Annotated in this window: 19 protein-coding genes; 1 reads left to right on the top strand and 18 read right to left on the bottom strand. The window is 48.2% G+C overall.

What is annotated here, in order from left to right:
* Positions 1-625 precede the first annotated feature (625 nt).
* The 18 genes from OK023_RS01780 to OK023_RS01695 form a co-directional block, all read right to left on the bottom strand.
* Complete coding sequence (locus OK023_RS01780; RefSeq protein ID WP_317694489.1) at positions 626-979, bottom strand: DUF6277 family protein; 354 nt, start codon at positions 977-979, stop codon at positions 626-628.
* A 22-nt stretch (positions 980-1,001) separates the two neighbouring features.
* Positions 1,002-4,463 carry a type VI secretion system membrane subunit TssM gene (gene tssM, locus OK023_RS01775; protein ID WP_317694488.1) on the bottom strand — a complete coding sequence of 1,154 codons (3,462 nt, stop codon included), beginning with the start codon at positions 4,461-4,463 and terminating at the stop codon, positions 1,002-1,004.
* Positions 4,464-4,471: 8 nt separating this feature from the next.
* Positions 4,472-5,977, bottom strand: a complete 1,506-nt coding sequence (gene icmH, locus OK023_RS01770; protein ID WP_317694487.1) for a type IVB secretion system protein IcmH/DotU — start codon at positions 5,975-5,977, stop codon at positions 4,472-4,474.
* Complete coding sequence (tssK, locus tag OK023_RS01765) at positions 5,974-7,329, bottom strand: type VI secretion system baseplate subunit TssK (RefSeq protein WP_317694486.1); 1,356 nt, start codon at positions 7,327-7,329, stop codon at positions 5,974-5,976. Before tssK ends, icmH begins: the two co-directional genes overlap by 4 nt.
* A gap of 1 nt (position 7,330) precedes the next feature.
* Positions 7,331-7,843: a type VI secretion lipoprotein TssJ gene (locus tag OK023_RS01760; protein WP_317694484.1), complete on the bottom strand. Its 513-nt coding sequence runs from the start codon at positions 7,841-7,843 to the stop codon at positions 7,331-7,333.
* Complete coding sequence (locus tag OK023_RS01755) at positions 7,836-8,201, bottom strand: PAAR-like domain-containing protein (protein WP_317694483.1); 366 nt, start codon at positions 8,199-8,201, stop codon at positions 7,836-7,838. The genes OK023_RS01760 and OK023_RS01755 overlap by 8 nt, the downstream gene beginning before the upstream one ends.
* 4 nt (positions 8,202-8,205) lie before the next feature.
* The gene (locus OK023_RS01750; protein ID WP_317694482.1) at positions 8,206-8,823 is read right to left on the bottom strand and encodes a DUF3540 domain-containing protein; all 618 of its coding nucleotides are present in this window, start codon (positions 8,821-8,823) and stop codon (positions 8,206-8,208) included.
* Positions 8,816-9,919, bottom strand: a complete 1,104-nt coding sequence (locus OK023_RS01745) for a pentapeptide repeat-containing protein (protein WP_317694481.1) — start codon at positions 9,917-9,919, stop codon at positions 8,816-8,818. Before OK023_RS01745 ends, OK023_RS01750 begins: the two co-directional genes overlap by 8 nt.
* A gap of 11 nt (positions 9,920-9,930) precedes the next feature.
* Positions 9,931-12,156 (bottom strand): DUF2169 domain-containing protein, encoded by a 2,226-nt coding sequence (locus tag OK023_RS01740; protein WP_317694479.1) that lies wholly within the window; start codon positions 12,154-12,156, stop codon positions 9,931-9,933.
* Between the two features lie 13 nt (positions 12,157-12,169).
* Positions 12,170-14,539: a type VI secretion system tip protein VgrG gene (gene vgrG, locus OK023_RS01735; RefSeq protein WP_317694477.1), complete on the bottom strand. Its 2,370-nt coding sequence runs from the start codon at positions 14,537-14,539 to the stop codon at positions 12,170-12,172.
* A gap of 110 nt (positions 14,540-14,649) precedes the next feature.
* A complete protein-coding gene (gene tssH, locus OK023_RS01730) occupies positions 14,650-17,238 on the bottom strand; it encodes a type VI secretion system ATPase TssH (RefSeq protein ID WP_317694476.1) in 2,589 nt (862 codons plus the stop codon).
* A gap of 17 nt (positions 17,239-17,255) precedes the next feature.
* Entirely contained in the window at positions 17,256-18,227 is a 972-nt protein-coding gene (tssG, locus tag OK023_RS01725; protein WP_317694475.1) for a type VI secretion system baseplate subunit TssG, read from the bottom strand.
* Entirely contained in the window at positions 18,220-20,064 is a 1,845-nt protein-coding gene (gene tssF / locus OK023_RS01720; RefSeq protein WP_317694474.1) for a type VI secretion system baseplate subunit TssF, read from the bottom strand. Before tssF ends, tssG begins: the two co-directional genes overlap by 8 nt.
* A 32-nt stretch (positions 20,065-20,096) precedes the next feature.
* Positions 20,097-20,540 carry a type VI secretion system baseplate subunit TssE gene (gene tssE, locus OK023_RS01715; protein ID WP_317694473.1) on the bottom strand — a complete coding sequence of 148 codons (444 nt, stop codon included), beginning with the start codon at positions 20,538-20,540 and terminating at the stop codon, positions 20,097-20,099.
* Between the two features lie 64 nt (positions 20,541-20,604).
* Positions 20,605-21,123, bottom strand: a complete 519-nt coding sequence (locus tag OK023_RS01710; RefSeq protein WP_317694472.1) for an Hcp family type VI secretion system effector — start codon at positions 21,121-21,123, stop codon at positions 20,605-20,607.
* A 282-nt stretch (positions 21,124-21,405) separates the two neighbouring features.
* Positions 21,406-22,911, bottom strand: a complete 1,506-nt coding sequence (gene tssC, locus OK023_RS01705; RefSeq protein ID WP_317694471.1) for a type VI secretion system contractile sheath large subunit — start codon at positions 22,909-22,911, stop codon at positions 21,406-21,408.
* Between the two features lie 9 nt (positions 22,912-22,920).
* Positions 22,921-23,475: a type VI secretion system contractile sheath small subunit gene (gene tssB, locus OK023_RS01700; protein ID WP_317694470.1), complete on the bottom strand. Its 555-nt coding sequence runs from the start codon at positions 23,473-23,475 to the stop codon at positions 22,921-22,923.
* A 30-nt stretch (positions 23,476-23,505) separates the two neighbouring features.
* Entirely contained in the window at positions 23,506-24,474 is a 969-nt protein-coding gene (locus OK023_RS01695) for an ImpA family type VI secretion system protein (RefSeq protein ID WP_317694469.1), read from the bottom strand.
* Between the two features lie 394 nt (positions 24,475-24,868).
* On the opposite strand from OK023_RS01695, the gene OK023_RS01690 reads away from it, so the two are divergent.
* Positions 24,869-25,600, top strand: a complete 732-nt coding sequence (locus tag OK023_RS01690) for a DNA -binding domain-containing protein (protein WP_317694468.1) — start codon at positions 24,869-24,871, stop codon at positions 25,598-25,600.
* Positions 25,601-26,344: the final 744 nt, after the last annotated feature.

Genomic DNA, 26,344 nt, shown 5'->3' with positions numbered 1-26,344 from the left:
TGTATAAACTCCATTGATGAACTAAAAACTGTGCACAACAGAATAAATGCTTTGTATCTCAAGCTAAAAAACACGTTGTCATTAAGCTTGTCCCCTTAACTGCAAGCAAGCACCGCTGTCAGTGATCTGATCGTAGAGCAAGGCGTGAGCCGTGAGGTTTGTTGGATCAAATAAGCGGTGAATAACGCAGCAATACGCTCAAATAGCCCAAGCTCCACAGGACGCATCCCAAAACTCCGTCCGAGTCAAAGTCGGGGTTGAACAGAGACCTACTCCGCCCTTTCCCCTTAGCTTCGATGACGGACTTTCAGGTTTGCGACACCACTGCGCGTAATGAAGGAACATAGCATAGCAGCAGACTATCCCAGTCCAATGACCGGGATAGTTTTTTGCCTCATTGCAACATCAAATATTTTGGCTATCTAGCTATCTCTTTTTATGATGATACATCTGTCTATACTCCCCGTTCATTCACATTGCAGCTAGACAGCAACTGAATCACGGACCGATTTTAAGGGGGCAGGCTCATAAAATGAACTCATCAAGAATTATAATCCTCAATGCCAACCAATACCGCTACGGCTTGAATAACGACGGATATAAAAAGGAAGCTCGTTAAGCCATGCTAAATTTTAGGAAACTTGTCAAACATGCTCCTCATCTCTTCTGGAAATCCATTGGATAATGTCGTTCGCAAGTCATTCATAGCCTGTTCAAAATCCTTTGGTCGTTCTTCACCTTGCATTTTCTGGTGAGCATCCACGTTATCCTGTAAACCGCTCAATACCTTGTTCATGTCGTTCATCATGTTCTGACAAGACTGATTAACCGAATTCATGATATTGCGTGCAGCATCTGCCCCAGACATCTCCGTGTTTTGCATGCCTTCAACAAAAGGTTTCTGCAAATCACTTTGAGCTTGTTGGCCAAGTTTGCTACTCGACTGCATAACGTCCTTCATATTTTTCGGATCAAGCATTTGATATTTCCTTCTTTCATGGTTAGAGACTTTGTGGGCACGAAAATTGGCTAAGCGCCTGTGACCACAACGGGTAATCCCTCATGGTGGAACTCAGTTCTACTTTGAAAAACCCACTGATTGAACTCATGGCGATCGTCAACTCCCGGCTGTTACTGCTAAGTCTCACCGGATTAGTAGCGTCATACATATGGAAGATTGCCCAGGGGCCGTCGAAGCTGACCGTTTCAAGATTTCCAGACTGGGTTTTAAACGTCAGCCGGATATAAACCCCGCCTTTTGGACCTGGCCAATCGACACGCATGGGTTGGCTGTAACCGTGGCTATAAGTCAGGATCTGACCATCCACATCCAGTACGGCCTCCAGAATATTGGGCGATAGCGAAATAGGGCGAATAATCATAGACATAGCAAGATTACCCGAAGCATCAAAGAAAGTGTCGCGGATCAGTGAAGCATTCTCGAATGCTTGGAGCGTTTTTGCTGTCACTACGCCAGAACTCTCAGGTTTGACCTGCCAACGGCTGCCGTGAGTATCCACATAAGGCGCCAAGTTTTGCTCGAAGAAGGTTTGCATAGCACCGCCTTGGCTAAACATCCGGCTGAAGTCACCAATGCCGACTTCCTCTTTAGCTGAGCGGGTAAATGGATAACGCCCGCTGATGGTCTTATGGCATAGATCAGACGCAATAGAAGAAACGCCTTTACTGAGATTTTCCTTACTTTGTTGCAGGCTCTGTATCTGGGCTGTAGCCAATAGATCAACCATCACACTGCGTACCGGTTCAGGTTGCCTAGCCATATCAATTTGCAACCGATTAAACTCATTATTTTTAGGCAATACTTGTCCTGCGCGCAGAGAAGTTGACAATGTAATCAACTGGTTATAAATCTGTTCGAAAGCATTAGCGAGAGGATCGCTATTACTGGTTGTGGCCTTTTGCAACGAGAAACCCAGGCGCCTTAACAACTCGAAACGATCTTCCACCGTTTTCTCCGGCGTAAGCCGGAAACGGGAACGCTCTCCGGACATCTCATCAATCACAGTACGCCGCGCCTGTTGCAACTTATTGCGCTGAGTATTGAACCAACCGGTAACGTTACCTTGGTTATCAGCACTGAGTGTGGTTTCACGCGTTGCGAAGCGTACCAGGTTGGCCAGTGGGGAAGAGGGATCGGAAAACTGGCGTGCTAGCAGAGCAGCATCATCTAACCCGTTGATTGGACGCACACGAATATCGTTAAGGAAGTTCTCCCACTGGTTGGCATATTCCAAAAGATAATATTTACGCGCTTCATCAGACAATTTTTGCGCTGCGGCCAACAGATTCACTTGGCTTACCGAATCTTTACCGTCACTCAATACCCAGGTTTGCTCGTTGATCATTGCCTGAGAAGCCTCTTGGAGCTGAGCAAGGAAAACATCATGATAGCTAGCACGGGTATAAAAACCGGGGATCGCCACATCTGTCACCGTACTTGGGCTTTTCCGCCTCATCATCAGGGCAACACTGGGGCCAGCCATATCTGCCAGAGTGATGTTTTCAATACGGGCGGGCAGCGGTTTATCTTGAATACGCTGCACGACTCGGATATGAATCGGAAGCCTCATTGCCTTAATCCGTGCGGTACGGATCAAGTCTTCATCCAGTTTGGCCTGCAGTGCAGTGGCAGAGGCATCACTGAACAGTTCCCTCAGGTGATAGCTGAATAAGTTACGTTCATTGAGGGTATAACCTTGCGGCGCAAAGTCGTTCCAGCGTCCCATGAACCAGTTAACCAATTCGTCCGGCGAACGATGTTCTGGATGCCCAAGCATCAAATAAACTTTCAGTGTTTCATAACCATCGTCATTACCTGACAGGCTATTTTCCCGCAGCTCATGGGTGATGTAGTTCTCTACGGCAGGCCAGAATATTTTATTGAGGTGGCGATGGTAGGTTTGTAGCATTGCCCGGTTCAGCAACCGGTGCTCAAAATACGGTGTCAACAGAGGTGGAGAGCTTTCAAGGAACTGTGTGTTGACATACCCGAGCTGTTCAAATGCAGCCACCAGATCGTCATTGATTTGGTTGGTGAGAGGAATGTCTCGCACAATGCGTTTAGTTTCCTCAAAACGTGCCGAGGCATAGGCGATATAATCATATTCCCAGAAATAACGGGTACTAAGCATTAACAGGAGCAGGCTCAATACCAACGTCACCAGTACATAACGGCCAATCATCATGAGACGATTGCGCAAAGGTAACGGGCCAGAAGCGTGTAAAACCCCACGTTCGGTGATCGCATTACTGAGCGCGGGGTAGTAAACCGCACCCATCTGACGGCTTTCGAACATATCGTCCCAGCAAGAAAGCGTCAGAGTACTGCCCAACCAAAATTGTCGCAGAGAACCTGAATAACCGATCGGCGTAGCGGGAAATACCTGTTCGAACAGATTAAACAGCGGTTTTTGCAAAGCTCCCAGGCTTTCTGTGAATAACAGCAGTTGCTGGCGGACTTCCGTACTTGGCGCATCATGCAGAATTTCCAACACATAGCGGCTGACTTTGGCTTGGAACTCTTGGTAGCGTGCTTCGTCATCTGCGAAATTATTGTGGCCTTGCTGATTACAGGTCAGGCTAATGCCAAGTCCTTCGCTAAGAATGTCTTCACCTATCAGTGAAAGAAATGCCTCACCGCCAGGTAATTTATCAATACCGTTCAGCAGCAGATAGACAGCAATATCCGTATGGAAGCTGGCAGCGACTTCCTGGATCCGCACGCGTAGCGTATCAGCGAGCGATTTACGCTCAATCAAGGGGGCATTCAGCAGCATTTCTGCATCCAAACAAAGAATAACCGCATCAATCCCTGGATAACGTCGATGTTTGCGAATCATCGAGAACAGTTTTTGCTTGGCGATACCGGCCTCTTCACTCTGGCCGTGCAACAGTATCCACTCTCCTGCAGTGTCAATATAAACAGCACGCTCCGTTAGCCACAAATTACAATCTTGTGTCGGGCCCATATCGCTGGTTTGCGCCAAACCATACTGTTCTGACAGCAAAAAGTGTTCACCACTTTCATAAATCAGCGAGGTTTTCCCACATCCTGGTGGGCCTATCACTAAAAACCAGGGTTTCTCATCAATATATTGGCGTTTGCGGCTCTCGCGCCAACGTTGCCAACGGCTTTTCTTGCCTGCCAGGCTGACGTGTTGCAGGGTACGAAGAGCATCAAAAAATCGTGCAGAGACGCGATCCAACTGCACTGTTTTTTTCTTACGCTGTGGCAGCGGCGCGCGAGCATATCGGAAAACCCACCCCAGACAAACCGCCACAAAAGGCCACAATGCCCAACACAGGATCAGCGTGATAATGACTTTACGTACCCAAATATCACCCAGTGGAAAATAGGAACCGATAGCGATCAGCGGGCCTACCCACCAAACGGTATAGCAGAGCAGCAGTGCAATGATTAGAATAAAAAATCGACGTATCATGACGATCCCTATTGTTGTTTATTGGTATCCAAAAGTTCCGGGATATTGCTATCTACGAATGGTTTCATCGCCTGATCTGCATCGCGCTTGCCAATTTTCCAGAGAATGTCTACGCGCCGGTTACGGCGCCGCCCTTCTTCCGTATTGTTGTCTGAAAGCGGCTCGCTTTCACCACGTCCGATTGCCGTGATTTCACGCTGATGCGTTTGGTTGATGTTGGTAGACTCCCGCAGCTTGTCGGCAACCACCATGGCTCTGGCTTCTGAAAGTTTGAGATTAGAATTCCCAGAACTATTACGGAAAGGCTGGTTATCCGTATGGCCAATGACCTCAAGATCTCCGGGCCACGGCGCCAGCGCCTCGCCCAAACGTTCGATATTCCGCTTGTTGAGGAACTCTTCAGAAAGCTGTGCTTGCCCCGTGCGGAATGCACCATCTGAAGTAAATATCAGTAGCCAGCCACGCGGATCTTTACGTACTTCTAGCCACCCTTCATTCAAGATTTGTGACAATGGATTAGGCAGGGTTTCCATAATATTAATCTTGCGCGGTTCAGGGGGAACCCAAGCGAGAATATCGCTGCGGATCTTGCTCGACTGTTCATGCAGATACCAGATACTGACAACGTAAGCGCACAGGCATATCAGCAAGCCGTATAAAAATATCTTCAACGCCTTAACATCGGTTCGCCGTGGTCCACCTCTTGTCGTCTGGGCAATCGCCAATAACTCGGTTGCATTCTGTGCGTAGAGCAAGGTATGCAGGCGGTTACGCAGGTCCATCAACAAAACGGAACCATGTTCAAGCATCTGGAATTTGCCCTCAAATCCCAGAGAGAGGATCAGATCGTAAAATTCCAGAATGTGGCGGTTCTGTTTCGGTGACTGCAAATATTCCTGTAGATGCTCAAAACAGTCTTCACCGCCCCAGGCATCACGATGGAACTCCACCAGCAAGCTCTGACTAAATGAACCTGACGTTTGTAAGTTGGTAAAAATACCGTCGATATAGGTACAACACAGATAGGAAAGATGGCTGACTTCCTCTACTGGGCAGTTTTTTCGCTGCAGACCCTGCGTGAAATACTGTATTTCATGCACGATGGACGGCCTTATCTCAGCAATGTTGATTTCCGAACAACCGCGAAAGCGCTCCACCAGCAGCAATAATGGCATTGCGGCAGCAATATAAGGGTTATCCCAGGTGCCGAACAGAACACCAGGGCGCTCTTTTATCCGGCTGCTTTTTACCCTGGCTACCCTGTTTGCCGAAGGGTAAACGTTACTAGTAAGTGCTTGCTCGCTTGGCTGATTGCCAGGCTCAGTGCTGTGACCCTGTTCCTCGTCGATATGCGGTGAAATGGGCGAACCATTACTGCCGGGTAAAATCCCCCCTAATGACGCCATACTGCTTTTCGCTTGCCATATTGGCGTCGTCAGCGATTGCTCCGCATGCCGCGCCCCATTACGTGCTGCCGCTATCGCCTCGCGGATCTGGCGCTCAAAGTCATTCATCCGACCCTCCCTTTCCTTAGCCCCCAGGCTTCAAAACGCAATTCAGGGAAATCACCGACAATACTCAGTGCAATCGCGGAACCAGATATCATTTCCTGATACATCGGATCGGCGTGATCCACCTCGAAGTAGACACTGTTGGGATAATAAGGAATATGCCTGGGCGGGGAGCCCATCGGTATCATTCTCGCCCCAGGGAGTTGCAGATCAATCAACTGAACAATTTTTTCCACTGGCCCTAGCTTGGTCTGTGCAGGGAAGTAGGTACGGATGGTTTCGGCAGGCAGTTTGGCGCTGACGGTAAAGATCAGTTTCTCCAACCGCAGTTGGCTATCGTTCTGGCATAGATAGATGTTATCGCCACGCTCGACAAACGGCAGGGCAACCGCAGGGGCTTCAATCACCAGTGATAAGGCACGGCGCAAAGCAGCAAACAGCGAGAAAAAACCATTGTGAGGTTCGTTATGCGCATAGCACAAATCCTGCCGAGCCCAGGGTTTCTCCCCCCCTGGGATCGTGCTCAGCCGGCCTAGCAGCCCCAACAATAACTGGAACAGTGCTTCTGGGTGTACCTGACGTTGCGTCAGTAAATGCGAGATTTTTAAATTATATTCGCTGAGCGTTTGCAACAATAACAGCTCTAGCAACTCCGACAAACCACCAATGGATAGCAGTACATCAGGGCGGTAGACAGCCTCCAACCTTTGTACGATCAGACCCAGCAGTTCGGTAGTGGCATTTTCTAACCAACCGAATGCGCGAAAATCGAGCATCGGTGGCAAAAACTTATCATCGATGATCAGCCGACCATCCTGAGTGCGTTCTTTAATAAAAGCGATAGGCAAAAGAGATTCAGCATCACTGATCGCACTGCGCAGATTCAGCCGAGTTTGCAGTTGACCAAGCTGTAGCGTGGTGATCTGTGGTGTCCCTTCGGCGGCAATGCCATGGTTACGATCCTGAACTTCCGCATCCAGCGCACTAAAACGACTGCCCTGTTTGCCTCCAGTCAGGTCGATATAGGTATTACCGGCGATATCCATCAATACGGAAAGACAGATCACATTGCCTTGGCAATTCTCTCCAGGATCAAAAGGTAAAGGCAGCGGTTCGCTGTCTCCAACATGGAAAGGAGTACCGTCAGGGAACACACCACTGGCTTTGTTCAACGCGAACTTACCCTGATCCAGTAATCCTTGATTAATACTCAGCGTTTGGAACCCCCAGGCTAACGCGCCATGGCTGCGTGTGCGCATATCAATCAGGTGCTCCAAATAGCGCTCCTGCTGTTGGAAGTGCTGAGGTTCCATCATCATGCCTTCTACCCAGGCAACACGTTGTTTGGGAAACATATTATTCTTCCTTTGAAACATCCGAGGTCGTACTTATCAGCAGCGTCAGGGTACTGCCTTCCACACGTACCACAGGGTTGAAATCAGTACGTGCGCTGGATTTCAGCTGTATGAGATTTTGGCCTTGACCCATGTTTTGAAATTCAGCCGCAATAACTAGCCAGCGGTCCTGATCGAAAGGGACCTCGCGCGCGTATTGCAGAGTCTCCGAAGGTGCCAGCATGTATTGGCTCACGCTGAGTACCTTATCGCTGGTATGGATATCACTGCAGGGTGTTCCTCGGTACAAACCAGGTGGAGACCAGCCATCAAGATCGGTTTCAATGACGCAAATTTTCACCGGTTGTCCTTGGGAATTTCCCCCAGGGTTAATATGCTGTGAGGCAATCAGTCGCAGATCGATTTTTCGCACCAACGGCGGGGTTTCCGGTGTCGAGGAAAACCAGCTACAACCACTAAACAATGCCCATCCAACCAGGATGGGCAGACGGGAGACCCGCAACAAATTACGCATTGATAAAGTACTTGGTTTGGCTCGGCGTTATTTGAGACGACGAGGCGTTATAGTTATTGGTCATACTCATATCTCCCAAGCGAGTTGCCGGACTCCCGTGGATAAAATATTTACTTGACCCCTGCATAGGATCCATTTTGCCCGAGTGCGTACCTGAAGCTGCGCCGAGGGTCCACCCACTATCGGAGGTGGTAGATCTGATGGTATTCATGTTCTGTTCGTTGCCACCGCAGCAGAAATAGTTGCTGACGTTAGGAATACCATTAGAGTTTTGAGCGGTATTAGAACCTGGTATTGGGATCATCGGCGCACACCCGGTAAAACTCATGCCACCTGCTCGTGTATTAGCTGCTGTCATTTGGTTACCCCATATGAACCTGACCACCGTCAATTTTCAGGACGGCGGAGGCGTTTAAAGAGCCGATTCGGCTGTTAATGATTAAGCTTTGTTCTGCCTGTTGACTGATATGGCGTGCCTGCACTTCATCGGTATTTTCTACCTGCCGGTGAGCGTGTTTGGCACGGACAAATAAAGCATCGGCAACCTGATGCAAGGTTCTGGAAATCCACAATGAGGTCTTGGCCCGTAAAGAGAATCTGCTGGTGTGAATTTCTACCCGTTCAGAGCTATGGATCTCTAAAGCAGGAGTGCTGAGATGCATTGGTACTGTTCCACTACTCAGTACCAATGCGGCATCGCTATGTTGGCGTTGCAAAATAGCCGTGACAAAGATCTGGTGCTGATGCAACACGGCACAGACCAGATCACCGTTCTGCGGTTTCACAAGACAACTGGTTGCTATCATTAGCGGCAACGTCGCATGTGAGCTCAGGTAGTGACGCCCGTTATCATCTTCTGCAATATGGCCTGTTATCTGGGGTGACCGTTGGCGACTTTTTCGCACTGACGAACGAGCCTCGTGGCGTTTAGGTGGCCAAGATGCGTTGCGAGTGGCGAACACAGGGGTAAAATCAGACATAGCGGCTAGCTCCTGAAGGTTGTGCGGATAACGATGACTTATTTTGTGGACCGGGCTGATGCCGGCTGTACCAACTGTCGATCTGGCCAAGCAGCGGGTCTGGCAGCGAGAAATGGGTATCAAGCGGCTGTAACTTGGCACCATGCATGCGGGTTTTATGGATTTTGCTGGCCTGAAGTGATGAGGTGCGCAAATCGCAGCAGCGCAAATCTGCCTGACTGAGGTTTGCCTGCGTCAAATCACACTGACTCAAGTGAGCACGCAACAGGGATGCCTGTTGCAGATTGGCAGCATCGAAATGACAACCGACCAGTTTGGCATCGGTAAACTGTGCACCTTGCAGTTGCGCCTGAGTGAAATCGCAATGTTCCAGAGCGGCTTCACTGAACAGCGCGACACTGAGATCGCTCTTGTCCAAGCGACAATGCTTTAATTGAGCTTGATGAAAACTGGCATTAACCAATGGCAATTGGCGCAGATCGGTCTGCTCAAGCAGACACTGGCTCCATACCAGCGTATTACCTGTGATCGCCTGGTAACGGCAGTTATTCAGCACACAGTGCCCCATCACCTGACGCGTGATGGCCACGTTCTTCCAATTGGCTTGTTGTAGTGTGCAGGCGTGCCAATTGGCATCTTGCAAACTCCCACCTAACATCGTCAACGCCGTGATAGGGGTGTTTTCAGCCGTCCAGTAGGCGAGTTGAACATCTTGCCAATCAGCGTGTTGCATCTGGCAATTGATCAACAACCAACGTTCTAGCTGGCACTCTTTCAATGTGTTGCGTAACCATTCACTTTCTATGCAACAGGCATGATGCACAAACCAACCGCGAGCGGTAATGTCATGTAGAATGCCATAACGGATGGTACAATTTTCCAATTGCCCATCCTGCACAGTGATGTTGCTAAAACGACAGTGTTCAAATTGGCAATCACGAATAGTGCCGTTATTAATAACAATGTCTGAAAAACTGCAGTCGATAAAATGGATTTTCGACAGCAAAGTGCCATTGAGCTGATGCTGTTTAAAGTGCCTACCTCTGATCCTGCGCGGTTGCTCAGGTGGCATAACGGAATTGTCTATTGCGGTCATCTCTTTCTCCGTCAGTGATGGATAGGCATTGGGGCGATATAGCGCCGTGGAAGCCAGTGGGTCTTTTCAAGCAAACAGTTTTCAAAGCGTGTTGCCAGGTTTTGACTGACCATTGCCAAATTAGCCCCAGCCAGATTGCAACGAAGGAAATGGGTATCACGCAGATCGGCGTTGTAGAGCATGCTTTGTTGCAGACTGGTGCTTTGCCAATAACTGTGAGTCAGGTTGGCATCTTTGAAACGCAATGCGGCCATATCACAGGAGGTGATAGTGGCCTGTTGTAGATTGGCTTTATCGCAGCACCCTTCGAGGAGCGAACAATAGCTAAAAGTGCTGGCTTGCAGGTTGGCCTTACTGAACCCCACTTTGTTCATAGTGCACTGTTCAAAGTGACTTTCAGACAGATCGATTCCCAGGCCCGTAGTCACGCTGTTTATCTCACAGCGGTTGAAGTGTGCACCTTGCCAGTTACCGGCAATAAACGAATCTTTTGCCAAATTACAATCAGTAAACACGGCATTAACGCCGTTACACTTATCGAAAACACATGAAACTAGTTGGCTATCCTCATACCGTGTCTGATTGAGTAACGCATTGGAAAAGAAACTGCTGTTCAGCGTACATTGGACAAACTGGCTGTCGCTAAAATCACCTTGCATGACAATACAGTTATCCCACAGGCTATCGACAAAATGGCACTGGTTCAGCCGCGTGGACTCCAGCGTCACCTTCTCGTATTTACAGTGGGTGAATGTCACCTTATGCAGCTGACTCTTCTTGAGCATGCAACTGACCAAAGAGACGTTGTTCCAACAACCTTGAGTGAACTGACAATCAATAAATTGGCAGAATTCAAAGTGGCAATCGGCCAGCGCATTGTTCTGGAATTGACAGTGATTAAAGGTGCAATAGCGAAAGCGTTTGTTTTGCAGACCAAAAACAGAGAAATCTATACTCGCAAAAGTGATGTTCTCGGCGCTTTCTTCATTACGCTGTAGCCAACCTAATGCGACTGCACTACTTTCCGCTAGCGGCATAGACACATCAGGGGCGGGTTCCGGCTGCTTAAGCTGCTCCTGGCGCTCAATGGCGATACGCACACTCTGATAGAAACGCTCGCTCTCTTCTTCGGTCAACGGCGCAGCACGATAACGCAGTGAGTCTGGGTGATCGGCCAGATCGCGAATAACATTCAGGGATATCCCCTTTGGCATCAATTCAGGATCGTTGAGGAATTCAAAGGTTGGCGCACTTGGCTGACTGCGGCGCGCATAAACTTGCTGATAATGCGCTTCCTCCCGCCGTGCATACGCATCATCCAATGCCACCATCAACGTCTCTACCGGCTCGTCGAATAAATGTGTCAAAGGCACGCTACCGGTGAACACCAGCAGACCAAGATCATGATCGGGTAATAGCCACACCGTTTTGCGTTGTAGCGTGATCTCTTGCTGTTCAGATCCACCACGTTGATGAATAAACGCCCGTGCCTTTACAGGTAAAAAACTTCCGGTGATCACCTCACCATGAGGGCGAAAACCGCTCAGCTCGTAGGCTATTGTCTCCGGCCATTCCGCACTTTTCAGCCATTGCGAAGGAGGAGCCATTTGAAAATAACGATAATCAATCTGAGGGGGCAGCCCAGGGTAATAATTTTCCAGATAGTGCTTGTCGGTCATCGCTGACGCCACATTATCCAGATGTATTTTACGCACCTGAAAATCATGGGGGATCGGAGTGGGTGCAGCCAATGGAGAACGGGAAATAGCCGCGCCGTCAAAACCGATTGACATCAGGGTAGGATGGTTCCCATTACTGTAACCTTGGCCTAGAGGATTATCTTTGCATCCCTGCCCTCCCCAACTTTGCGGATGATCCATCGGTATACGGGTAAAAGGTTCCCCCTGCGTCGTTGCTTGATTACCGTCTCTTTCAATACGCCAACGTCTGACCAATGAACCTACGCGAGCCTGAACGTCCAGTGAATCACTTTCATTCCCCATCACGGCATGTCCGGCCAATAAATATTCGGCAAAGGGTTTGGGTTCCGCACTATCCAACATGTGAAACGACAGCGGAGCCGAACGCCAGGCCTGCCAGATTTGTGATTCGGTCACAAAGTGTTCCGGTTTTGACAGATAACAGCCGGCAATCACACTGATCCCCATATGGCTTTCCCGGCCTATCTGATAGCTGCCTTTCAATACCACCAGCTGCTGTGGGCGAATAATACGCATAGCGCCTCCTGATTCAGTTTTTGCTCTGCATGCCGACAGTTTTCAGATCGACACCTTTTTCCGAGTAAACAGCGCCGGTGTAACTGAGCGACAAGCCTGTCGTGCTGATGTCTATTCCTTTACTCCCTATGCTGCAGCCAGTGGCGCTGATGCTGCTGCCTGTGCTGCTAACGCTGCTCCCCGTACTACTGACGCTACTGCCCGTACTGCTGATGCTGCTGCCGACACAACTCACGCTGCTCCCGGTGCTGCTAACGCTGCTGCCGGTGGTACTGATGCTGCTACCGACTGTCGAGACACTGCTACCGGTGACGCTGGTGCTGGCCCCCGTAGTGCTGATGCTAATGCCCGTTTGACTGGTGCTTGAACCGACAGAACTGAAACTGGCACCGGTAAACGAGATGCTCTCACCCACCATGCCAAGACTTTTACCCGTTCTACTGCAACTGGCTCCTGTCATACTGCTGCTAAAACCCGTCAAACTGTGGCTGCTGTGGACCATAGAATTACTGGTACCGGTAAAGGAAGAGCTGCAACCGGTCATTGACGTACTCACGCCGGTTAAACTGGTGGTAAGACCGGTGAATGAGGTACCCACTCCGGTAAATGAGGTACTGAGACCGGTAAATGAAGTCCCGACACCGGTAAATGAGGTGTTGATTAGAGTCAGGCCGGTGTTTATTCCGGTTACGGAAGCATTGGCCCCCGTGGCGGAAACTGACAAGCCTTTAGCAGATACATCCATACCTGTGACAGAGAAACTCATGTCTTTATAAGATATATGGTTAGCCACCCAATCCGTTTTGGTACGCTCCACCGTTTCATACTTATCTTGGCCGATAGCGGTGGCCGAGTTGCGTTCAATGGTTTGTTGTAAATCACGCTCGGCGTGTAGCATCACTCGCTCATTGCCGCGTTTATCATCGAACGTTAGTTGGCTGGCATGTTGCGGTTGTCCCTGGTGGAGGGACCGGGAAACAAAACCCGAATAGTTGATATGATCCGGCAAGCGATAAGGCGGTGGGTTTTCTCCGTTGTAGACAATCCCGGTGACCATCGGACGATCCAGATCACCATCAACATAGTTGACCAACACTTCCTGGCCAACGCGCGGCATCGCCAGAACCCCCCAACCTTTACCCGCCCATGCCTGGACGACACGGATCCAGCATGAACTGTCCTCTTCGGTGGTTTTATAGCGATCCCAGTGAAAGTGAACTCGGATACGAGCAAACTTGTCGGTATGGACTTCAGATTCACGCGCACCGACTACGGTAGCACTCTGAACGCCTGGCACCTGTGGGCGCGGAGTGATACGCACCGGCCGGTAAATCACATCGTCATTCAGAGCCTGAAAACGGCAGACAACATTCCGCCCACGGCTGCCACTGTCAGGCCCATCCTGCAAAAAGCTGTAGCTACAGGCAATCAGCTTGAAAGCACGGTTGCGATTATTGTCTGGGTGCTGCAACAGCGAGAATGATTTACCCGCCACCAGGCCGACAGCATTACTTTCACCGGAGAGCAATTGGCCGTTGCTCTGCATCGCTTCTAACCGAAGGCGAGCAATATTTTCACCATGTTGGGTATTGGTATAACCTGCGGCATAGTCATACCACTCCAGCGGCACACCCTGCAGATGTTGTCGTGAACTTTCGATATGGGTTTGCAATGTGTTGCGTGGCTTAAGGAAGTCAAAATCACGTAACACAACTTCACTGGCATGGATCCGCTGTGAGCGCTGGATACGTTGCACGCCTTCACGTATGGCACGCATTTCCTCGCTATCCGGCAGAAAACTCAATTCGGCGTAGTGACCATCCTGGGTAGCAAACTGCTGTTGATCGGTGATAACCAGCGTGTGTTTTTCATCGCTATGTTCGAAGTAATACCACACGCCCTCATCTTCCATCAGCCGGTTGATGAAATCGAAGTCGGTTTCAGCAAACTGTACGCAATATTCACGCGCCTGATAACTTCCTGTAATATCAATACGATAGTCAGCAAAGTTGTAGCGAGTAAATACCTGCTCAATAATGCTGATAATGTTCATGTCCTGAAATATCCGGCAATTGCGGTTTTGCATCAGGAACCACAACCAAGTACTCAACTCCAGCCGGTAAATAAACTGATTCTGTCTCTGGCCTTCATCATTGCCCGCCACGACATAAGTGAAGAACGTCCGATAACCCGCAGAATCAGGCAGTTCTATCCTGACCTTGATCACTTCACCCAGCAGGCTGACCAAATCGATATCGGCTTCAGCGGCTTGAAACTCCATGCTGTAGACCGGGTTCCTTGAAAGCCGTTCTTCCGTCGTAAAGCTGAGAGGAAAAGCCTCAAAACCCGACAACAATTTATTCTCTATTTCGATTAAAGGCATAACGACCTCATCTTAAAATAATGTTTATCCCCGCCGCCTCTTGCATTGCAAAGATGTTGACGACGTTGGTTAACTCGTGTGTGGGTAGACTTGACAGCGACTGGCTGCGATCAGGCGAATTCCATACTCATGTTGGCATCTTCGACCATCAGCAAGATTTCTTTGAGTGGTGTTGCATCGTGCTGTCTTCGCAAGATTTCATTGCCTATCGCAGGCAACATCGTTTGCCGCAACAACTCTTCGACTGCGCGCCCTCGATTTGGGTGACTCAAAACACGTTCGGCGATCCATAAAGGAATATCGCCTTCGGTCAACAAAGTAATACCGAGATCGTCTGCCAATTGCAGTTGCAGACGAGAGAGATAATGTGCAGAGATTTGTGCCAAGGCATTTTGCTGCAACGGCAGATAAGGAATGATATTGACCCTGGCCAGCAACGCCGGTGCAAAACGCGGCAGCAGGGCATCGTAGACAATCGGTTTCAGGGTAGAAAGTTTGATGCTGCTGTCAGCCTGATAGGCTTGTTCAATCTCGTCGGCCCCCTGATTACAGGTCAGCAAAATGAAACACTGGCGAAAACTGACGATGCGACCTTCTGCATCTTCCATCCAACCTTTATCAAACACCTGATAGAAAGCGTCGTGAATATCTGGATGAGCTTTATCAAATTCATCCAGCAGGATCACCGAGTAAGGCTTACGTCTTACCGCTTCGGTCAGTTTGCCGCCTTTGCCATAGCCAACGTAGCCCGGAGGAGCACCTTTCAGTGTGGATAGGGTATGAGCTTCCTGAAATTCACTCATGTTGAAGGTAATGAGGTTATGCACCCCGCCATACAAGGTGTTTGCCAGCACGTGAGCAGTCTCTGTTTTACCCGTGCCTGTCGGCCCAGCCAGCAAGAAAATCCCTAGCGGCCGTTCCTGAGATTGAATTCCTGCCCGTGCAATGCGTACCGCTTGTGCGATCTCTTTGATCGCATTCTCTTGCCCGAAAATGCGATTACCTAAATGATGCTCAAGATCCAGCACACACTCGATATCGTCCTGCAACATCTTACCGCTGGGGATACCTGTCCAGTCAGACAGCACTTCGGCAATCGTCTGCTCATCCACCCACGGATAAACCAGAGGATCATTTTGCTGTAATTCGACCAATTCAGGCCAACGGCTATGTTCGGTCATCGCACTTATGGCATCGTCCTTTGGCAACAATGCCTGCACTAACTCCTGTTCGCTTTGGGTGCGTTCGCGTAAGGTGGTCAACTCCCCCTGAAGATGTGGGATCACAGCTTCAACCTTTGCCAGTCGTTCGTTAACCGCAGCCCCCAGCTGATGTTCCCTTTGCAGGTACTGGTATTCCGTATTCAATACCCCAAGCTGAGCCGATAGTTCAGCGATAATCTGGGGCTCAGCATGCTGACTGAGGGCAACCCTGGCACAGGCCGTATCTAACAGACTGATGGCTTTATCCGGCAACTGTCGTGAAGGAAGGTTACGCAATGACAAACGCACGGCAGCAAGGATCGCACTATCACGGATCATCACCCCGTGGTGCTTGGCAAAATGTGGGGCGATAGCACGCAGCATATCGACCGCAGTCGGCTCATTGGGTTCACTGATCAACACGCGTTGAAAACGACGGGTAAGGGCCGAGTCCGGTTCAATGAATTGTTTGTACTCAGACCACGTGGTGGCTGCGATCATGCGCAACGCCCCCCTGGCCAGCATCGGTTTCAATAGATTAACGGCATCACCGGTACCTGTTTGCCCTCCGGCCCCGACCAGCGTGTGTGCTTCGTCGCAAAACAGGATTACCTGCCGATCACACCGGCTGATACCGTCGATCAATGCCTTTAAGCGTGACTCAAACTCGCCACGCATACTTGCACCAGCCTGCATGCGTCCGAGATCAAGCGAAAGCAGACGAGCACCGCTCAACAACGGAGGGACATCACCGCTGGCGAGTTTCCTGGCCAGAGCCTCGACCACAGCGGTTTTACCCACACCCGCCTCGCCGACCAAAATAGGATTGTTCTGGCGACGGCGTGACAGGATATCGATCACCTGACGTAATTCAGCTTCACGACCAATGACCGGATCGATCTCACCGGCGATGGCTTGGGCAGTGAGATCAACACACCATTTATCCAGAACCGCATCACCTTCTGTCATCTGCTTGCTGGTGGATGAATTGGCCTGGATAGGCTCCTCTTGCTGTGCATCTTCATGCTCTATCGAATTGCGCAGTAGGCTCTCATACTCTTGTGCTATTTGTGGGATCGGCAATTTTTTGAATTCATCGCACAAACGATAAAGCCAGCGTTGATGTTGCATATCCTGTAACAGCCCTAGCAGAATATGCGCAGTACGGATCGAGCGCTGCACACCTATCACCTGGCTCATCAGTAAACCTAACTCCACCGCAGCTTCCAGGCGCGCGGAGAGATCCTGCCCGGCCCTGTGCGTGTTAGGCATATGCTGAATGATATTATCCAGCCGCGCGGAAATGACCGACTGGTTCAGTCCATAATGTGCCAACAACGCCGGGACATCTCCTTGCTGTTGATCCACCAATACTTTCAACCAATGCTCAAGCTCAACGTACTCGTGTCGGTAGCTACGGCAGAGCCGGGTTGCTTCAACGAAGGTTTTATAGGCGAAGGCGCCGAGCTGGTTAAAAAGACGTTCACGTTGGTACATCTTCATCGCTCCTGAAGTTAATTCACTGTTCTGTAAAGGTGGCGAACATGCAAAGCAGAACCGGGTTTCAACCAGCTCTGACGGCTAAGACTTCCTTTGCCAAGACGGCAAGCCATCTCGGGTGAGGTCTGAATAATCAAATTCACATCCAGCACCATCCGGTGTCGCACAAAGTCGTGACAGATGTGAATCAGTGTTTGTAAGCGTTCACTACCCCTTTGGTAATCATGGTAGTCAGGTTCAGATACCGGACCGATATTGACGACAAGGCAGTGTTGAACATCGAAAAAGCGCTTCCCCAGCCTTGTGGTGCCCAGCTTCCCCATCCGCTGGTTTTGTCCGTGTTTAGGATCATCAATCCACAGCCCTTTATGAGGTTCCAAGCGAATGGCGATAGAGAAATAATGTGTCAGGATCTCCTGTAGTTTCCGCAGAGAACCTCGCCCCGGAAGATAAGCACCAGGAAAGAGAGAACGAATGCGCGCAATGTGTGGGTTCAACTGCTGCTGGGGGTGGACACCCGCGATTTGGCATATATGACGTAAAAAAGGATTATCGGTGATCCGATCGTGGCCTACCGCGACGTTGAGCTGTGCCCATGAGCGGTAATGCAAAATTGCCATGCGTTGGCTGAGGATACTCGCAAAATCCTGAAAGGCCTGATTACGCTTAGCCAGTGACTCATTACGCGCGTGTTCTGTTATATGAATTGGCAGCGGCCCATAAGGGGCAAACAGCCCGAAGTGACGGCAATAAATCACCACCTGCGAACCCGTACCTTGGTCATTCAACCGCTGCCTGACATCGGCAACTTCACGCGGGGCAAAGGCCATATCCGCAGGCTGAATGATCTTCAATCGACGCTGACGTCCCACACCCGAACTCCCCAGACGGGGTTCATGGGGTGTTGCACGTTCAATACGGCGCAACAATTCGAAGAAATCCTGGCTGGCAGAGAGGCCAACGATCAAAGCCGGCATACTAGACATGGCTGATTGGCTCCCATTGTGCAAAGGTTTCACCATCAACCTTGAGATGCATACGCAGGTTTTGCCCCAGTTCACAATATTCTGATAGTGCGTGGTGCATCACCCTAGCAAACAGGAAAGCGCCCTTATCACTGTGATGGTGGCTACTTAAATCGATGGTCACTTCAACTCCGCGTCCCCAGGCAATAGGGCCCGGCACGGTATAACGTTCAAAAGTGTGGTTGATGCTGGCGTGGCTTAGGCTAGTGATCCGTTTATGCTGGCTGATTTCACCAGATTGGCAAAACAGCGATAGCCAGTCTTTCAGTAGCGCAGAGCAATCAGCCACTTCTGGTCGGGCGTAGCGAAGCGGGTTGTTGGCAAGCAGTTGCAACGCCTGCCAGGCTTGAGCGATATCGGGCACGCCTTGGGGCCTGGAAGGGGAACGCAACATCTCAATCGGGCCGATTGGCAGGGCAACATCCAGTTGAAATTGCAGTTGTTGCAACTGGCTCGGTATCAGATAGCGGTCACAAACCATCGCCTCGACCGACAAGGATTTGACACGATCAATATCAAGACCGGTGTTACCGGGGGATAGCGATATAAACAAGCTGTCATGTGGCATCGGTGATACTTTTTGACTGTTATTTTCTCTAAGCTCACGCCGCCGCCGGATGCTATATCCCCCCAGATTATCGTCATCACCAAAACGTCCATGCCCATGCAGAGCAGAAAAAGGGGCATTACTACCATCAGTGAGTAGCCCATTCACCTTCAGTATGTGATGAATTTCGTACAGCCGAGGGTTCACGTTATCAACAATGACCGGATATTCGATGTGTTGGTTATTAATCAGCACAGGGCTGCAACGACGCTTGTAAAGATTGATTATCGGGGTAGCAAACAGCCGGAAATCCTGTGAGGTGACTCGATCAATTAAATGCAGGGGCCGCAGATCCAACACGAACAGGATTTCGAAAGCATGTATCCGATCGCCCTGCTGTAAAAAATCGTTCAACCCATGTAATTCAAGGCTGAAGAAACGTGAGGGTGCTGCAAAATATTCGCGTAACAGGCGGCTACCCGGCAATTCGCTAATATGTGTTGGCAACAAGGCTTCATCGTCGTTTAAACCGCCTTGGCGCAGTTGCTCTTTATCAAGCACTTTTATCAACGGGCGATCGTCCGTTTTGGCCCAGACGACAATACGCAGGGTATTATTAAGTAATGTGGTCATCACCTGATTCGAATGCACAATATCCCCCGCCAGTGTCAGATTCAGTGGGGCAAGATCCAATTCAGATAACGAGGCAACGCCCTGAGTACCGAGGCGTAGCGCGAGATGTGCATGACCATCACGCAATTGATGGGCCACGGCATGAGGTAAATTTGCCGGTGGGGTATTGGTACACTCGACATGCTCAATAAGCACTGGCTGAATTTTTAGATCACGGCCCGTAGAGAAAATAGCTCGCTGGTTATTCAGAGAATGATCGCTCAAGGTGACACGGCTGCCCTTCGGCAAAGTGACGTGCGAATGCCACTGAGGAGAGGTCAAGTCTGGCACCATGGCAATAGTGGCAATCGAAGGTAACGGGGTGTACCACAAAGGTGCCAAACGGCCCAACATCTGTAGAGCAAACTCTGGGTGTTCATTATTCAGCCGTTCCTGAATACGGGAACTGAGGAACGCAGTGCCTTCGAGTAGACGTTCCACAAAAGGATCGAGCACGCCATCAACATGCAATCCCAGGTGCTGAGCAACCTGTGGATGCATTTGTGCGAATCGCTGCCCATCTTCACGTAGATAGCGCAATTCTTCGTTGTATAAAGCGAGAAAACGTTCGCTGAGCATGACTGCTGTTTCCTGTTATCTATCTGTGTTGTTCAGAGAACACGTACCATTCCATAGGAATAATCGAGCGCAATGCGCAGGTTCATCGGCTGTTCTTCACCGGGTAAATTACACTTGGCATGGATATCAAACAGGATGGCCAATACCCAGGTATGGTCCTTATCGATCAAAGGGACGACTTTGATCGAACGTGGATCAAGACGTGATTCAAACGTGGCAATAATGCGTTGTATATGGCGTGCCAGTTCCATCAGGTCGGTAGTAATCGGCACCTGCTGGCTCAGAGAAGGCAGGCCATAATTGATCACCGATGCTTCACAATAGGGGTGGCGACTCAATTTCAAGGCAGCACTGTGCGCCGAATCATTTAGCAAGCTTTCGATATCCCGTAACAGCACTTCACGCCAGTGCGGTAAGCGGGCATGTTCATGGCGCAGACTCAATTTGTCGAAAAGTATCGGGGCGGAAATGGTCATGGTTTACCTTTTCAAGTAGCGCTAAAAGACTGCCCCTGACTTCGGAGCAGCCCGATGAACAATGTTAAATTCGTGCGTTCAGTTTCAGGTCGTAACCCGATTTGATTACTGCGCCCATAGAGCCATCGTTCTTTTGCTCTTTGTATTCAATTTCAATACGCGCAAAGTTAAGGCTGATCAGATCGGTTGGCAGAACCGTATCACCCTCAATTCTTTCTCCGGCACCTAATGGCATATTGCCAACGGTTTTGAACGCCGAAACCAGACAGTTACTGAAAGTAACGATCATAAAATCCTGCTGGCCACTGCCAGATTTGCGGCAGACCAGTTTGGCTTGGGGTACGTGTTCGCCAGTCGCACACATCAGGAACAATTTCGGTGATGCTTTATTACTGACCATGCGGAATTCAAAATCTTTCATTTCGACTTTGCCAGAGCCACCACCGCTACCAAATCCCCAGCGGCCTGCGTTCTCTTCTGACCATTGCCAGGCTTGCAGTTGGATCCAGCCGGCATAATTCTGATCCGGTGATTCGCCTTCTACCCCTTCAATCTTTAGAAAATAATCCACTAACGCTGCCATTCTTTCACTCCTGAATTAATGTCATTAAAGTTGGGTTGTAAACTGTCCTTCATTTACTTATCGCGTTATTTAAAATGGTTTTATCTGTATTGTTACCCCCTTAATAGGTAAATATCCCCATGTAGATATCCCGCCAAATAATGACGGCTATATCCTCGTTATTTATTAAAGTAACCCGCGACCTAGGTGTAATTTAGATTAATACACAAAATAACTCGCGTTATTTGTAGGCAACAATCCGTGTATATAATAATTCCCTATAAGCTCGCGATAATTAAGTCACTACTTTTCTTTACTTTCTTTGCTAGATGGAAGTTTGGACACCAACCGTAGAGATACTGTCATACCTTCCAATTGATAATGAGGGCGCAGGTAGAAATGAGCCCGATAAAAACCCGGATCGTCTTCCACGTCTTCAACATGAACCTCAGCAGCGGCAAGTGGCCTTTTAGCTTTAGTGGCCTCAGTGGAAATAGAAGGATCACCATCAACGTAGTTCATCAACCAATCGTTCAGCCAGACCTGCATATCATCACGAGAACGGAACGAGCCAATCTTGTCGCGGACGATACATTTGAGGTAATGAGCGAAACGGCAGGTAGCGAAAATATAGGGCAAACGCGCAGAAAGTTTGGCGTTAGCGGTCGCATCTGGATCGTCGTAAGAAGTGGGCGAATGCAGAGTACATGAGCCAATAAATGCCGCAAAATCCGAATGCTTTCTGTATACCAAGGGTAAAAAACCCGCATTTGACAATTCGTTTTCACGACGGTCTGAGATCGCCAGTTCGGTTGGACAGGTAAGCTCGTAGCCTCCCTCATCCGACGGGAAAGAGTAAGCGGGTAATTCTTCAACCGAACCGCCAGACTCAATACCACGGATCCTCGAACACCAGCCATATTCATTGAACGCGCGATTGATATTGACGCCCATGGCATAGGCAGCATTAGCCCAGGTAAAATCCTCAGTTGCGTAAGGGCTGACCACTTCTTCAAAGGCAAAATCGTCAATCGGCAAACTTTTGGCACCATAAGGCAAACGTGCAAGAAAACGCGGCAAGGTTAATACCAGATAGCGGGAGTCATTGCTTTCACGCAACCGCCGCCAGGGTGCATATTCTGGTGTGGTGAAAATTTTACCGATATCGCGCGGGTTACCTAACTCCTGCCAACTATTCATCTGCATGATAGTAGGAGAGGCTGAAGCAATAAAAGGACAGTGCGCCGCAGCCGATATTTTTGCCAACTCGGTCAACAGAGCAACGCTTTGTGGACTGTGGTCAAACTCGTAGTCGCCGATCATGCAACCAAATGGCTCTCCCCCAAACTGACCATATTCATGCTCATAAATTTGTTTGAAGATAGGACTTTGATCCCAGGCAGAACCACGATAGCGGCGCAACGTTTTCGCCAACTCATCTTTGCTGATATTGAGCACGCGGATCTTAAGCGTGTCGTTGGATTCCGTATTATTCACCAGATAGCTTAAGCCACGCCAAGCCGACTCAAGTTTTTGAAACTCTTTCTGGTGCAGGATATGGTTCATCTGTTCCGAGAGTTTTTCGTCAATCTCGGCAACCAAAGATTCAATCGTCAGAACCACATCACGGCTCACCTTGACTTTGCCTTTGTTGGCATAAGCCGCAAGCGTACTGATTGCTCTGCGTACAGCAGATGATGCTTCGTCGGTGCGCGGACGGAAAGAACGCTTAAGAATTTCATCTAACTCGTTATCAGCAAAAGCGACATCAACATCGACTGCATTGCTGGTCTGAACTTGTTGTTGCATGTTCTCCACTTATTTGTCTCCCTCGATGTTTTCGTCATCCAGTGGCTGGTCGAAACCTGCAACGGTACTTTGGGCATCCACAGCCAGGTGCTGTAAGAAGTCAGGTTGTTCCAAAAGCTGTTTCACCACCTCTTCTGCACTCGCCTTACCATCCATGTAGGTGATCAGTTCTGCCAAATGTGTTCGGGCTTCAAGCAGCTTTGCCATTTGCGGTATACGGCGAGCCACAGCACCGGGAGAAAAGTCATCCATGGATTCGAATTCAAGTTCGATATCCAACAGCTCTTCCTCATCACTTAGGATGTTATCAACATAGAATTTGAGCCGTGGTTTAATGGCACGCATACGAGCATCAAAGTTATCCTGCCCAAAAGTCAGAAACTTTCGCTCTTCAACAGCGGCGAGTGGTTTATCTCGGTGACCAGAAAGATCGGCCATGACACCGGTCACAAAGGGAAGCTCCACTTTTTTATTGGCACCATAGATCTCAACGTCATACTCTATTTGCACTCGTGGCGCATTGTTCCTGCCAATGAATTTTTGTGAACTTGAATCTTTTGCCATCTCTATATCCTCATCAAATCGTTTGGGAAATTATTTCCCCGTAAACTGTTGTAACGCACCTAAAGAGTCTGGAAGTAGGTCTTCTACGATAGAAATAAAGTCCATACCTATCATCTGCTTTGTTCGGCGTATAAATATTGGTGCAGGATGGCTAGGTTCGTGGTGTTGGTAGTATTCTAAAATCCGATCAAGCATAAGGATGACTTCTTGACGTGAGTGGATACTTACATCATGACTACCGATTATTCTTTTTGAGGAAACCGAAGAATATGCCGTATCAGTATTTAAGGATAAATCTTCACTATGAATATTAGAGCTTGACTTTGAAATTAGGTCGATACATTTTTTCAGAAAGATATGCAATTGTTCACAATTCAGTTGATAACCTTCTGAATATTGATTGGCATAATCTTCAAATTTCTTTATGACATTATTTATAACAGTAAATTGCTCCAACAAATCAGGGAGCCCATTTTGTTGAAAATAGGTATTTACGGTTAACAACTGAGCTAATGGAATAGTCTGCGACTGGTCAGTTAAATTTGTGCCTGAATCCACATAAATTAACTCACTTACCGTATATGTGTGTTCTGTGGTTAACATTGCTGACTTCAATTCAGCAATACATTGTGCCGTTGATAGCCAGCCGAGTGCCGCTGCATGCCCACTGTTTATTGGCTCATCTTCGGATATTGGATACAGCTTAATTCGGTTTTCTGAAACCTGTTGCTCCAGTTCAACCAGTCCACGAAACAATGCAGAAATTCCTACGCGATGCATATTAGCCCTGATTAGCCATAACGCCACACGTAAGTCATAACACTGCTCAAGTAGTTTACCTGATTGTTCTGCAATTAATCGCCAGTTTATCTTTGGCGGTTCGTCAGGCAGAGAAAGTGGATCGGCAGATTCATCCTGCTGCGCAAGAGTCGCCTCTATTTCAGTGTATAATGGATCGAATTCAACGCCGAATAAATTTTGGGAAAAAACATCGTCCATGTTGCCACCCACTCCTTTTTATCAGCCTTAGTTTTTCTTGCAGTATCAGAATAATCTTTAAAAAGGTTATTTTGATGAATTTAGATAGGTACAATTAATAGAACATATTAACATCATTGCACAGGGATAAATATATTAGCTCCTATTTTCACCCTTTTAATGATTGCTTATCACTTCATTAATAGGATGCTCTTGATGTAGATATTGTGGTGTCAGATGATTCTACAGAATGAAGATATGAGTGAACAACAAACACTAAAAAATTGATGATGTTACAAACAATAAATTGTAGCAAAGTGATCATAAACACCTATAAAACGAGTGTTTATTATTCAATTTTTGAACATGCTTTGTTTAAAAAATGTTCTTTATCTTTCTATCTAAGGATATTATCATGAGTAGGAAAGTGTATACAGATTTTGCTTGGGAGTGTTTGAGAAGGAATCCGCTATACATCAGTGATTGGAAAATAGCGAAAGAGAAAGAAGCCGACTCTAAAAATGAAATATCTGATGAAACCTTAATAACGCAAAACATTTTAGACCTGAATGCTGAGAGAAAATGGGGGTTGATGAAGTATGTTGAACCTGATATTTCAGATCCGATTGATGTTTTTTGGTCTCCTAGACTGAGCAAACGATCTATCCGGTTAGCATTAAGCACTTCAGGTAATTTCACTTGGGGTAATATCGCGAACAAACCGGGAGTACACCAAAATAAGCTAAGGCTGATGGATCACACATTATGTGTTAAAATTTTCAATAAAAATAACTATTTTCAGTTCTTTTCCGACAGTAATTTAATACTTAATGACAACATGAGTCTATTCCTATATATTCCATTTACTCTGCAAGCCGATAGCATCAATAAGAGCATAGACATTATAAACAGCATCATTAGTAACCAATATGAAACTGATGAAAAAGAAAAGCGTCACTTTGACTTGCTTAAAATAATTGACAACAGAAAACAAGGCCTTACTCATAGAGATATTGCCTCTGAACTCTTTGGTGAAGAACGCGTAAAAAGTGAATGGTCATCTGATAGTTGGCTACGCGCTAATATTCGCTACAGACTAAAAAAAGCGAATAATTTAATTAATAATGGCTACCTTGACTACATCTAACATAAACATATATTTAAATACAAAATACCTATTACCCCCCTACTAATAAACAGAGTCACGATGAAATTATGCCAAATTTTAAATATCGTCATTTGCCTAAAAATTTATTTGATGGTGGTGAGGTAGAAGCTTGCCGAACCATCAGGCTATTACAGTGATAGAGAGCAACTGAAAGAGCGTGGCGCTGATGTAACCCACTAAAATTCTAATAGTTCATTATGCGCCACGCTTTGAATAATCTTGCAGAAAAAGAGTAATACACCAGTAACTTTTTCATGCAATTCAACAGAGCGTGTGAAACCGATGGTTTTAGTTTTAAGAGCCAAATACTTGTACTTCAATAACGCCTATCCATACACATCGGCAACCACAACAGCGGAAACGAGCCTAAATAGGTGTTCTTAATACCGCTATACCCTTCATTCTTCAAGTTGCATGGGTGTTGGCTTCGTCAGTTCGCACCCGTAACATAGTGAGCTATGCTCCTGGCACTCTCAGACTTGTCGCCCACATGCAACTCAAATTATTTTGGGTATACACATCAAGCTTCTGGCAGGTAGGTATGATGAGGAACGCCGACACACCGTGACCCACTCCCTAGGGGCTAGTATCGCGCATCCCTCCGCCTTGATAATGGGCTTTTGGGTCTGCGACGGCACCACGGACACAGCCTAATGCAGGTGTTTAATTCTCTCGTCATATAGAATAGTTCCTGAGCATCTACACTGATTAAATGCACTTAGA

The organism is Serratia sp. UGAL515B_01, from assembly GCF_033095805.1.
Lineage (GTDB): Bacteria > Pseudomonadota > Gammaproteobacteria > Enterobacterales > Enterobacteriaceae > Chania.
The sequence above is the reverse complement of the archived record's forward strand: the minus strand, read 5'-3'. Positions and strand labels throughout refer to the sequence as shown.